At 61.8% G+C, this 12893-nt stretch carries 7 protein-coding genes; 4 read left to right on the top strand and 3 right to left on the bottom strand.

Annotated elements, in window-relative coordinates; all coding sequences use genetic code 11:
• The first annotated feature begins 183 nt into the window (after positions 1 to 183).
• Positions 184 to 1485, top strand: coding sequence for an SAM-dependent methyltransferase (locus BLW50_RS01290; RefSeq protein WP_090696412.1), 1302 nt, complete (start codon positions 184 to 186; stop codon positions 1483 to 1485).
• A 103-nt stretch (positions 1486 to 1588) separates the two neighbouring features.
• On the opposite strand, the gene BLW50_RS01285 is transcribed toward BLW50_RS01290, so the two are convergent.
• The 3 genes from BLW50_RS01285 to BLW50_RS01275 form a co-directional block, all read right to left on the bottom strand.
• Entirely contained in the window at positions 1589 to 2128 is a 540-nt protein-coding gene (locus tag BLW50_RS01285; RefSeq protein ID WP_090696410.1) for a L,D-transpeptidase, read from the bottom strand.
• Positions 2129 to 2351: 223 nt separating this feature from the next.
• Positions 2352 to 3275, bottom strand: a complete 924-nt coding sequence (locus BLW50_RS01280; protein WP_139267413.1) for a hypothetical protein — start codon at positions 3273 to 3275, stop codon at positions 2352 to 2354.
• A 169-nt stretch (positions 3276 to 3444) separates the two neighbouring features.
• Complete coding sequence (locus BLW50_RS01275; protein WP_244544101.1) at positions 3445 to 4545, bottom strand: threonine aldolase family protein; 1101 nt, start codon at positions 4543 to 4545, stop codon at positions 3445 to 3447.
• A 218-nt stretch (positions 4546 to 4763) separates the two neighbouring features.
• On the opposite strand from BLW50_RS01275, the gene BLW50_RS01270 reads away from it, so the two are divergent.
• The 3 genes from BLW50_RS01270 (at position 4764) to BLW50_RS01260 (ending at position 12873) form a co-directional block, all read left to right on the top strand.
• Positions 4764 to 6230, top strand: a complete 1467-nt coding sequence (locus BLW50_RS01270; protein WP_090696403.1) for a sensor domain-containing diguanylate cyclase — start codon at positions 4764 to 4766, stop codon at positions 6228 to 6230.
• A gap of 564 nt (positions 6231 to 6794) precedes the next feature.
• Positions 6795 to 11453, top strand: a complete 4659-nt coding sequence (gltB, locus tag BLW50_RS01265) for a glutamate synthase large subunit (protein WP_090696401.1) — start codon at positions 6795 to 6797, stop codon at positions 11451 to 11453.
• A gap of 4 nt (positions 11454 to 11457) precedes the next feature.
• Entirely contained in the window at positions 11458 to 12873 is a 1416-nt protein-coding gene (locus BLW50_RS01260; protein WP_090696399.1) for a glutamate synthase subunit beta, read from the top strand.
• Positions 12874 to 12893 lie beyond the last annotated feature (20 nt).

Genomic DNA, 12893 nt, shown 5'->3' with positions numbered 1-12893 from the left:
ACCGCAGTAAGGCGACCGTTCAATCAGCGAAATCCCGCGATTTAGACGCAGGGCTGCCCTGCATGCAGGGCCCGGAAGCGGTGTTCAACCTTTCCGGACCGGGCATCTGTGCTGGACTTAGCGGGGGTTTTGCCGGATGTAAGCCCCGGAATTGGCGGAAGTCCGTCCCGCCCGGAGTTTTCAATGGACACGAAGAAGCAGAAGCGGCTCGAACTCCTGCGTGAGTTCCTGACGGTGGCGCATCAGAAGCTGGGCCTGGAATTCGGCATTGAACTCTGGGATGGCTCGCGCATTCCCAAGGATTACCCGGCCGATGGCCTGGCCGTAGCGATCGCCGACGAAGGCGTCGTCGCCGCCATGTTGCGCAAGCCCAAGCCGGAGACCATGGCCAATCTGTGGGCGGCCGCACGCGTCGACATCCGCAATGGCACGATTTTCGACCTCGTCGCCAAGAAGCCGAAAGTGCGCACGAAGCACTTTGTCAAATCGCTCAGCAAGATGCAGATCGCCAAACTGGCGGCCAAATTCCTGTTCGTACCGCGCGGTGGCCCCTGGCCGCTGGAAAGCGTGGGCACGGAGAAGCAAAGCGACGGCAGCGCCGGCGAAAACAAGAAGAACATCTCCTATCACTACGACGTGTCGAACGCCTTCTACGAACTGTGGCTCGACAAGGAGATGGTCTACACCTGCTCTTATTTCACCGACTGGAACAACTCCATCGACCAGTCGCAGTTCGACAAGCTCGACATGGTTTGCAAGAAGCTGCGCCTCAAGCCGGGCGAGACCCTGCTCGACATGGGCTGCGGCTGGGGCGCCCTGTCGATGCATGCGGCGAAATATTATGGCGTGAAAGCCTATGGCGTGACCCTGTCGGAACAGCAGGTCGCTTATGCCAACGAAAAGATCAAACGTCTCGGCCTGCAGGATCAGGTGCGCATCGAGTGCAAGGATTATGCGCTGGCCGAAGGCGCCTACGACAAGGTGGCGGCGATCGGCATGCTGGAGCATGTCGGCATCGATAACTTCCCCACCTATTACAAGACCGCCGCGCGCTCCCTGCGTCCCGGTGGCCTGTTCCTGCATCACGCCATCACCCGCCCCGGCAAAAGCGAAGCCGCGCGCACCAAGAAGCGCCGCCCCGAATTCGCGGCGCTGACCCGCTACATCTTCCCCGGCGGCGAACTCGATTACATCGGCCGCACCGTCACCAATCTCGAGCTGCATGGCTTCGAGGTCCGTGATGTCGAATGCTGGCGCGAACATTACATGGTCACCTGCCGGCACTGGCATGACCGGCTCGTCGCCAATTGGGATGCGGCGGTAAAGGAAGTTGGCGAAGCGACGGCGCGCACGTGGCTCGTCTATCTCGCCGCCTGCTCGATCACTTTCGAGCGCAACAATTGCGGCCTTTACCAGACCCTGTCGGTCAAACGCCTGAAGACCCCCACCGACATGCCGCCGACCCGCACTTATATGTATGCGTGAGCGCAGTCAGCGCCGAATCGGAACAAGTCCAAGGACCGACACTAAAAAAGCCCCATCAACCGATGGGGCTTTTTATTTGGGGGCGATCGAAACGCAGTTTGCTCTAGATGGCGACCACCGGCATGCCAACGCGCACGCGATCAAACAGGTCGATCACGTCCTCATTATACATGCGGATGCAGCCATAGGACGCAGCGCTGCCGACCGAGCCGCGCATAGTGCGCGTCGTGCCGTGGATAGCGATCTCGCTGCGATCGAGGGTAATGGCGCGCGGACCCATCGGATTGTTGGGGGCGCCACCGGGAATAAGATCGGGAATACGCGGGTTGTCGTGTTTGACGACAGCTGGCGGCGCCCAATCCGGATTGACGAATTTGCCTTCCACATGGGCCCAGCCGGACCAAGCCTTACCGGCCTTGCCGACGGCGACCGGATAACGGATCGCCTGACCATCGCCAACCACCAGGAAGAGTTTGCGCTGACGCAGCGAGATCACCATCGTGCCCGGCGGATATTCGGCCGGAAAAGGCACAACATCACGCGCGGCAAGCGCCGGCGTTGCGAAGGCGGCCACGGCAGCAACGCCACCACCAAGTTGTAAAAAACCGCGACGCGACAGCGCGCTGGACACAAGACCGACCATAACCCCAAACCCCGTCGTGACCGGCCAGCCGTGGGAGAAGAACGGCAAGCCGGATAGTGTTGACTGAACGGGGTGGACTATAGCACCGAGCTCGATGCAGTGGTGCAACACCTTCCTGGAAAGGTGAACAAAACCCTGTGCTACACGGGTTTGTGAAAGGATACGCTCATGATTGGGGCACGATGATCGTCACCCCAATGGATCGGATCGCGACCAGAGAACCTTATTCCAGCGGCGCCACAGGAACGTCGGGCGTTACAGGCGTAGGTTTACTCGGCGGCGCATCGAGCGGCGCCACAGGCACGGTCGGCGTAACAGCCGGAGCCGGTGCGGTTGGTGCAGTGGTCACCGGTCCGCCGGGATAGACAACGCGGGGTGCAGCCGCCACCGGCTCAGTCGGCTTCGTCTCCGGCTTTGCGGTCTCCGGCTTGACCAATTCAGGTTTGGCCACGTTAGGCGTAACCGGCCTAACCTCCGGCTTCACGCCATCGGGACGGGCTGCATCGGGACGCGTGGCTTGCGGCCGACCCTGTGGCCGTGCGACCGGCGGATTACTTTCGCCCGGGCGCATGTTCGGCCCTTCGCTGTCAGGGCGAGCAGCAGCCCGAGGCGGACGTTCTTGTGGCCTGGTATTCGATTCCGGACCGATGCCAGGAACGACATGTGGGGCCGGCGGCACGACCGCTCCACGAGCACCAGGAGACGGACCTCCAAGCGGCCCCTCGCGATAATCGTTCTCCCGCGCCTCATTGCGCGGCGTCATGCTCAGCCGGGACGAACGGATGATGTCCCCCTCGATCCCGTCGACCACCAACCGGAAGCGCTGCCCACGACGGTTCTGCGCGTTGACGATGTAAGTCCGACCACTGCGCTGCATCGGGCCGATGACGCGATAGCCGTCATCGCTCAAGCTCTCGCGGATTTCACTCGGCGACAGCATGCCCATCGCCCTATAGCGCGGCGCATAGTCCGGCGCTTCGTAGTTGTAATAAGGCTCGACCGGATAAGAGGGGTAGGAATAGGTGCCATAGCCCCAATAGCCGTAAACCTGCGCCTGCGCCGGTGCCGCCGCGCCGACCAGCGCGGTCGCCGCCGCCAAGCTACCGATAACGGCAGTGCGGGAAAGCATTCGCTTTAGAGCGGCCATTCAAGCCTCCTGTGATGATACAACGATGCACCGCCGATCGCGGGCACGGCATCAACGAGTGAACCTACCCCGAGATTTCGATTGGGATTGCGGCAAGGATAGGACGCCAGAGGCGCTTTTTTGAGAGGCTTTACCGAGTTCTGTGACAGGCGCCCACGCCGTTTCGCCGTCATTTTCGCGCATCGGCGGCGATTCCGCCAAAACGGTCGATATCGGCCTCCCGGGTGGTAAAAGAGGTCACCAGACGCACGAAAACCTCGTCTCGCCCGGGCCTCTCGCTGTCTGCCAGACGATCGGCTGACCAAGGATAATAGCGCGCCCCGGCCTGTTTCAGCGCCAGATCGGCCACCTTTGGCAGAATAGCAAACACTTCATTGGCCTCGACAGACCAGGGAAGGCGCACGCCGGGAATGGCGGCGAGAGCCGCAGCCAGCCGCCCCGCGCGCGCATTGGAATGACGCGCCAGCTCCAGCCAATGGCCGTCCTCAAGCCAGGCCAGCATTTGGACCGCCAGGAAGCGTCCCTTTGATAAGGTATGGCCACCGCGCTTGCGCCGATAGGCGAAGTCCGCCGCCAACGCCTTGTCGAAGAAGATCACAGCCTCGCAGGCAAAGGCGCCATTCTTCGAGGCGCCAAGCGACAGCACGTCGACACCGGCCCGCCACGTGATATCGGCGGGCGCGCAGCCGAGTGCCGCCACGGCATTGGCGAAACGCGCCCCATCCATATGCACCCGCACGCCATGCCCATGGGCGAGAGCCGCCAGCTCGGCGACCTCAGTGGGGCGATAGAGCGTGCCCGATTCGCTCGCCTGCGACAGTGACAAAGCTGCCGGCTGCACCTGTTTAACGACACCCGCTGGATAGGCAGCCAGACTAGCGGCAAGGGCTGCGGGCGTGATCTTGCCGGCGCCCCCTTCGATGCCAATCATCTTGGCGCCGGCGGAGAAAAACTCCGGCGCGCCGCATTCATCGTTCATCACATGGGCATGGGCATGGCAGAAGATCGCCCCATAAGGTGGCGTCAGCGCCGCCAGCGCCAATGCATTGGCCGCCGTCCCGGTGGCAAGGAGAAATACGATACAATCGCGCTCGAACACTTCGCCCAGGCGCTCCTCGGCCCGGCGGGTAAAAGGGTCGGCGCCATAGGCCGGCACCGACCCGTCATTGGCCGCCACGAGGGCTTCCAAAACCTTGCGGGAAGCGCCACTGGCATTGTCACTGGCAAAATCGAGGGACGAGGTCTCGGCGGTCTTCATGGCGTCTGACATGCCCACAATTGCGGTTCCAGGCAACGGTCCAAGCAACGGCTTGTGAAGGATTTCACCGAATTCCTGTGGCGCCGGTAGCAGATATCGCTAGATTACCGTACCTTACGCAGGCAAGGCGGCCAGAACCTCCATTCCGCCGCCTGCCTGGAAAAGGAGCCGTACACATCACCTCCGGAAATGCCACGCCGTACGTCGAAGCGGCGCCAGAAAACATCACTATGTCGCGGGGCGATGATGCGGAAATGTTCGATCTCGCACCCGTTTCGCTGTGGCTGGAAGACTATTCCGGGCTGCGCTTGCATTTCGATGCCTTGCGCGCCCGAGGCATCAGCGATCTACGCGCCTATCTCCGCCAAGACCGTGAACATGTGCGCGCCTGCTCGGCGCTCCTTCGCATCATCAAAGTCAACCGCAAGACCTTGAGCCTGTTCGAGGCACCCGATCTCGACACTTTGACGGCCAATATCGAGCGTGTCTTCCGCGACGACATGTTCGACGCCCATGTCGAGGAACTGGCGCAGCTTTGGGATGGCCATCCCCAATTTTATGGCACCAGCGTCAATTATTCGCTTTCCGGCCGCCGCATCGACATCCAACTCAAAGGTTCGGTCCTGCCCGGCTATGAGAACAGCTGGCAGCGTGTGCTGGTGGCCATCGAAGACGTGACCGATCGCGAAACGGCGCGCCGCGATCTGACCGCAAGCGAAGCCTATGCGCGGGGCCTGTTCGCCCACTCGCCGGTTTCGCTCTGGGTCGAGGATTTCAGCTCCATCCGCCGGCTTCTGGAAGAAGTACGCTTCCGTGGCATCACCGATTTCCGCGTGTTCACCGACGTTCATCCTGAGTTCGTCGAGCGTTGCATGAGCGAAATCCGTGTCGTCGACATCAATCAGCAGACGTTGCAGCTCTTCGGCGCGCCGGACAAAACCACCTTGCTGCACCGGCTCGACGAGGTCTTCCGCGACGACATGCGGCAGAATTTCCGCGAACAGCTCATCGATCTGTGGGACGGCAAGCTGTTCCAGCAGCGCGAAGTGCTGAACTATGCGCTCGATGGCACCGAGATACATTTTTATATGCAGTTCTCCGTGCTACCCGGTCACGAGAAAGACTGGTCGCTGGTGCAGGTCGCGCTCACCGACATCACCGCGCGCAAGAAGGCCGAGGCCTATCTCGAATATCTCGGCAAGCACGACGTGCTGACCAAACTCTACAACCGCTCTTTCTATGTCGATGAATTGCACCGGCTGGAGCGCAAGGGGCCTACGCCCGTCACCATCGTCATCATCGACCTCGATGGCCTGAAGATCATCAATGACCAGCTGGGTCACTCCGCCGGCGACACGCTGCTGGCGCGCATCGGCGAAGTCTTATCCAAGCTGGTCGAGAAACCCAGCCATGCGGCGCGCATCGGCGGCGACGAATTCGCCGTTCTGCTGCCGGGCGCTGACGAAGCAGTCGGCCAGAAGCTGATGGACGACATCCATGCGCTGGTCGAGCTGAACAACCAATATTATGGTGAGCCGCGCCTGAGTCTGTCGATGGGCGCCGCGACCAGCCATCCCGGCGAACGGCTGGAAGCGACGATCAAACGAGCCGACGACTGCATGTACGAAACGAAACGGACCCGTTACACGCAGCCGAGCAATGACCGCCGGCGCCATTCCGACCATCTCGCGCCCTAAACGGGAACGCCTGAGCCGCTCAGGCTCCCCAGTTGTAACCCTGCTGCGTTTGACGCCAATTTGCCCGTTTGGCGGCCAGACGACGCTATAATTATCCCCGTGCCAACGGCCTCCCCCACTTGTAAGCTGGGGGCAAATCTGCCATGTTCGCCCGCCTTGAATAGGACAGCTATGCTGACCATTTAGGCAGAAGGGCATCGACCCTTGAAATTACGGCGAAAAGGGTGGCGTCGAACGCCGGCCGGACGCGCTGGTTTTATGGGATCTCATCCGGCAGCATGCCGCCGCCGGCAAATGAGAATTCAATTGGCATCACCGGTCTGGAGCGGGGGATGATTGGGCGTATGTGGCGAAAACGGTTCGGCGACGTCCGGCGAAAACCCGCCGGTCGAGGACCGCGAACGCGCGTCCCTTTGCAATTGGTCTAATTCAGATTTCGCCCATTATACGTTGGCAAGATTTTTCCAGGTGACCGGCAAGTAAGCGATCTGCGCTTAGCCCGCAGACGATTTGTCAAGCGATCTGGATAAACGATCTGGCCAGCACAGTTTCCGGAGCAGCGCCATGAACGGCCAGTACTTTGACCCCGCCCTCCCCCGCGCCCAGGGTCTCTATGACCCATCGAAGGAACATGATTCCTGCGGCGTCGGCTTTGTCGCCCGCCTCGACAACATCAAGTCGAACGATGTCGTCGCCATGGGCTTGCAGATCCTGCTCAACATCGACCATCGCGGCGCCGTCGGCGCCGATCCGAAGTTGGGCGATGGCTGCGGCATTCTCACCCAGATCCCGCATGAGTTCTTCGCGCCCGAATGCGCCAAGCTCGGCTTCACCCTACCGGCGGCACAGCACTATGGCATCGGCCAGTTCTTCATGCCGCAGAATGCGAGCGTGCGCACCGAGATCGAAGCCATCGTCAATCGCTCGATCGAAGAAGAAGGCCTGACCCTGCTCGGCTGGCGCGATGTGCCGGTCGACAGCTCCGACCTTGGCGAGGCGGTGAAAGCTGTCGAGCCGGTGATGCGCCAGGTGTTCGTCGGCCGTGGTCCCAGCGTGACCGATGACGACGATTTCGAACGCAAGCTCTATATTGCCCGCAAGGTGATTTCCGGCGTCGCGATCGCGCTCTCCGACCCGGACGCGGCTGAATTCTATTCGGTATCGATGTCCTGCCGCACCATTGTTTATAAGGGCATGGTGCTGGTCTCGCAGCTTGGCGGCTATTACACCGACCTTACAGACAAGCGTTACGGCAGCGCCCTTGCGCTGGTGCACCAGCGCTTCGCCACCAACACTTTCCCGTCCTGGCGGCTGGCCCATCCCTATCGCATGGTGGCTCACAACGGCGAGATCAACACCCTGCGCGGCAACGTCAACTGGATGGCGGCGCGGCAAGCTTCGGTCGAATCGAAGCTCTACGGCAACAACATCTCGAAGCTCTGGCCGATCTCTTACGAAGGCCAGTCCGACACCGCCTGTTTCGACAACGCGCTCGAATTCCTCGTGCAGGGCGGCTATTCCCTCGCTCACGCGGCGATGATGCTGATCCCAGAAGCCTGGTCCGGCAATCCGCTAATGGATGAGGATCGCCGCGCTTTCTATGAATATCATGCCTCTCTGATGGAACCGTGGGACGGCCCCGCCGCCATGGCCTTCACCGATGGCCGCCAGATCGGCGCGACGCTCGACCGTAACGGCCTGCGTCCGGCCCGCTACATCGTCACCGACGACGGCCTCGTGGTCATGTCATCGGAAGTCGGCGTGCTGCCGATCCCGGAAGAGAAGATCGTCACCAAGTGGCGTCTGCAGCCGGGCAAGATGCTGCTCGTCGACCTCGAAAAGCACACCATCATCTCCGACGACGAGATGAAGGCCGCCATGGCCGGCGCCCATCCTTACAAGGCTTGGCTCGACCGCACCCAGATCGTGCTGGAAGACCTGGCGCCGATGGAGCCGCGCGCACCGCGCACCGACGTGTCGCTGCTCGATCGCCAGCAGGCGTTCGGCTACACCCAGGAAGATCTGGCCATCCTGCTCGCACCGATGGCGATCACCGGCGAGGAAGCCACCGGCTCCATGGGCACCGACACACCGATTTCGGCCATGTCGGACCAGTCGAAGCTGCTCTACACCTATTTCAAGCAGAACTTCGCCCAGGTGACGAACCCGCCGATCGACCCGATCCGCGAACAGCTCGTCATGAGCCTGGTCTCCTTCATCGGTCCGCGCCCCAACCTGCTCGATCTTGAAGGCACCGCGAAGCGCAAGCGTCTCGAAGTGCGCCAGCCCATCCTCACCAACGAGGACCTGGAGAAGATCCGCAACATCGGCATGATTGAGGACACTTTCGACACGCGCACGCTCGACATCACCTATGCCGCCGATCGCGGCGCCGAGGCGATGGAAGCCATGCTCGAGCGCCTGTGCAAACGCGCCGAAGACGCGGTGCGCGGTGTCTACAACATCATCATTCTGTCCGATCGCATGACCGGTCCGGATCGCATTCCGATCCCGGCGCTGCTGGCGACGGCGGCTGTGCACCATCACCTGATCCGCAAGGGTCTGCGCACATCGGTCGGTCTCGTCGTCGAGACCGGCGAAGCGCGCGAAGTGCATCACTTCGCCTGTCTCGCCGGCTATGGCGCCGAGGCGATCAACCCCTATCTCGCCTTCGAAACCCTCGCCGCGATGGCCGAGGATTTCCCCGAGGAAGTGGACGAGGACGAAGTCGTCAAGCGCTTCATCAAGTCGATCGGCAAGGGCCTTCTGAAGGTCATGTCGAAGATGGGCATTTCGACCTACCAGTCCTATTGCGGCGGGCAGATTTTCGACGCCGTCGGCTTGTCACAGCAGTTCGTCAACCGTTATTTCACCGGCACAGCGACACGCATTGGCGGCGTTGGCCTTGAAGAAATCTCGCAGGAAAGTGTCCGGCGCCATGCCGACGCCTTTGGCGACTCGCCGGTCTATCGCACCATGCTGCATGTCGGCGGCGACTATGCTTTCCGCTTCCGTGGCGAGGCCCACTCCTGGTCGCCGCAATCGGTGTCGCTGCTGCAACATGCGGTGCGCGGTAATGCGCAGGATCAATATCGCGCCTATGCCAAAATGCTCAACGAACAGGACGAGCGGCTGCTGACGATCCGTGGCCTGTTCCGCGTCAAGTCGGCGGAAGAAGATGGCCGCAAGCCCGTGCCGCTCGAGGAAGTGGAGTCGGCCAAGGACATCGTCAAGCGTTTCGCCACCGGCGCCATGTCCTATGGCTCGATCTCGCGCGAAGCGCACACGACGCTTGCCATTGCCATGAACCGCATCGGCGGCAAGTCGAACACGGGTGAAGGCGGTGAAGAGACCGATCGCTTCACGCCGCTGCCCAATGGCGATTCGATGCGTTCCGCCATCAAGCAGGTGGCTTCCGGCCGTTTCGGCGTGACGACGGAATATCTCGTCAACTCCGATATGATGCAGATCAAGATGGCCCAGGGCGCCAAGCCTGGCGAAGGCGGACAATTGCCCGGCCACAAGGTCGACGCCGTCATCGCCAAAGTGCGCCATTCGACGCCGGGCGTCGGCCTGATCTCGCCGCCGCCACACCACGACATCTATTCGATCGAGGATCTGGCGCAGCTCATCTACGATCTCAAGAACGTCAATCCTGATGCACTTGTTTCGGTGAAGCTGGTCTCTGAAGTCGGCGTCGGCACCGTCGCTGCCGGCGTCTCCAAGGGCCGCGCCGATCACGTCACGATTTCCGGCTACGAGGGCGGCACCGGCGCTTCGCCGCTGACCTCGATCAAGCATGCCGGCAGCCCGTGGGAAATCGGCCTCGCCGAAACCCACCAGACCCTGGTTCTGAACCGACTGCGCTCGCGCATTACGGTACAGGTCGACGGTGGTCTGCGCACAGGCCGCGACGTCATCGTCGGCGCCCTGCTCGGCGCAGACGAATTCGGTTTCGCCACCGCGCCGCTGGTTGCCGCCGGCTGCATCATGATGCGCAAGTGCCATCTCAACACCTGCCCGGTTGGCGTCGCCACCCAGGACCCGGTGCTGCGCAAGCGCTTCGTCGGCCAGCCCGAACACGTCATCAACTTCTTCTTCTTCGTTGCCGAGGAAGTGCGCGAGATCATGGCCTCGCTCGGCTATCGCACGTTCAATGAAATGATCGGCCAGATGCAGATGCTGGATCGATCCCATATGGACGAGCATTGGAAGACCAAGGGCCTCGATTTCAGCCTGCTGTTCCATAAGCCGGAAGCCCGACCCGGCGACGGCATCTACAAGCAGGTCGATCAGGATCACGGTCTCAGCAAAGTGCTCGATCGTCGGCTCATCGCGGCCGCGCGCGGCGCCATCGATGAGATGAAGCCGGTCATCATCGAAGAGACGATCCGCAACGTCGATCGCACCACCGGTGCCATGCTCTCGGGTGAGATCGCCAAGAAGTATGGCCACGATGGCCTGCCCGACGAAACGATCCATGTGAAACTGAACGGCACGGCCGGACAGAGCTTCGGCTCCTGGCTGGCGCGCGGCGTGACGCTGGAACTCGAAGGCCAGGCCAACGACTATGTCGGCAAGGGCCTATCGGGTGGACGCATCGTCATCTACCCGTCAGCGCAATCGACGAAGATCGTGCCGCATGAATCGATCATCGTCGGCAATACCGTGCTCTACGGCGCCATCGCGGGTGAATGCTACTTCCGTGGCGTTGCCGGCGAGCGTTTCGCGGTCCGCAACTCCGGCGCCATCGCCGTGGTTGAGGGCACCGGCGATCACGGCTGCGAATATATGACGGGCGGCATCGTCGTCGTCATCGGCCAGACCGGTCGCAACTTCGCCGCCGGCATGTCGGGTGGCATCGCCTATGTGCTCGACGAGGACAACAACTTCGCCAAGCGCTGCAACCTCGCCATGGTCGAACTTGAATCGGTCGCCGAGGAAGAAGAGCTCAATCAGCGCCTCCATCATCAAGGCGGTGACTTGCAGGTGCATGGCCGCGTCGATGTGATGAACGATATGACGCGCTTCGATGCCGAGCGTCTGCATCAGCTCATCTCCAACCACCTGCGCTACACCGGCTCGAGCCGGGCGCAGGACATTCTCGATAACTGGGACGCCTATAAGGGCAAGTTCCGCAAGGTCATGCCGGTCGAATATCGCCGCGCCCTCAACGAAATGTTGGCGCAACAGCCGGCGGCCGCGCTCGCGGCGGGGGAGTAATCCGATGGGTAAGGTAACGGGTTTTCTCGAGATCGATCGGCAGGATCGCAAGTACGCGCCTGCCTCCGATCGCATCCGCCACTATCGCGAGTTCGTCTTGCCTCTCTCGGAGGAGACGACACGCAATCAGGCGGCGCGCTGCATGAACTGCGGCATTCCTTATTGTCACAACGGCTGTCCGGTGAACAACCAGATCCCGGATTGGAACGATCTGGCCTATAAGGGCGATTGGCAGGAAGCGCTGCGCAACCTGCATTCGACCAACAACTTCCCCGAAGTGACAGGCCGTGTCTGCCCGGCGCCGTGCGAAGAATCCTGCACGCTCAATCTGGAGAGCACGCCGGTCACCATCAAGACGATCGAATGCGCCATCGTCGATCGGGGCTGGAAGGAAGGCTGGATCAAGCCGGAGCCGGCAAAGCAGCTTACCGGCAAGAAGGTCGCCGTCGTCGGCTCAGGCCCGGCGGGCCTCGCCGCCGCGCAGCAACTGGCGCGCGCTGGCCATGACGTGCATGTCTACGAGAAGAATGCCAAGGCCGGCGGCCTGCTGCGCTACGGCATTCCCGACTTCAAGATGGAAAAGCACTACATCGACCGCCGCGTTGCTCAGATGACGGCCGAGGGCGTGACGTTCCATTACAACGCTCACGTCGGCGTCACTCTGCCGATCGAGGACCTGACGGCACAGTATGATGCCGTTGTTCTTGCGGGCGGTGCCGAGAAGCCGCGCGATCTGCCGATTCCCGGCCGGGATCTCAGCGGCGTCCACTACGCCATGGAATTCTTGCCGCAGCAGAACCGTCGCGTCTCGCACGAAGCGCCGACGAGCAACCAGCCGATCCTGGCCAGCGGCAAGCATGTTGTCGTCATCGGCGGCGGCGACACCGGTTCCGACTGCATCGGCACGTCGATTCGTCAGGGCGCCCTGTCGGTGACGCAGATCGAAATCATGCCGCGTCCGCCGGAGAAGGAAAACAAGCTCCTGGTGTGGCCGGATTGGCCACTAAAGCTGCGCACGTCCTCCTCCCAGCAGGAAGGCGCGGAGCGTGACTTCGCCGTCAACACGGTCGAATTCACCGGCCATGGCGTCGTCAAGAAGCTGCGCTGCGTGCGGGTGGACCCTAAATTCCAGCCGATTCCCGGCACCGAATTCGACCTCAAGGCCGATCTCGTGCTGCTCGCCATGGGCTTCGTCTCGCCCGTGCACGAAGGCATGATCGACACGCTCGGCGTCAAGAAGGACCCGCGCGGCAACGTCGCCGCCGACACCCTTCAATACAAGTCGACGGTGGAGAAGGTCTTCACGTGTGGCGACATGCGCCGTGGTCAGTCGCTCGTCGTCTGGGCCATCCGCGAAGGCCGCCAATGCGCCCATTCGGTCGACAAGTTCCTGATGGGTAAGACCCTGCTGCCGCGCTGAGCGGCTGCAGACATTTCACG

The organism is Beijerinckia sp. 28-YEA-48 (assembly GCF_900104955.1).
Classification (GTDB): Bacteria; Pseudomonadota; Alphaproteobacteria; order Rhizobiales; family Beijerinckiaceae; genus Terripilifer.
Note: the sequence above shows the minus strand (reverse complement) of the source record. Positions and strands in the feature narration are given on the sequence as shown.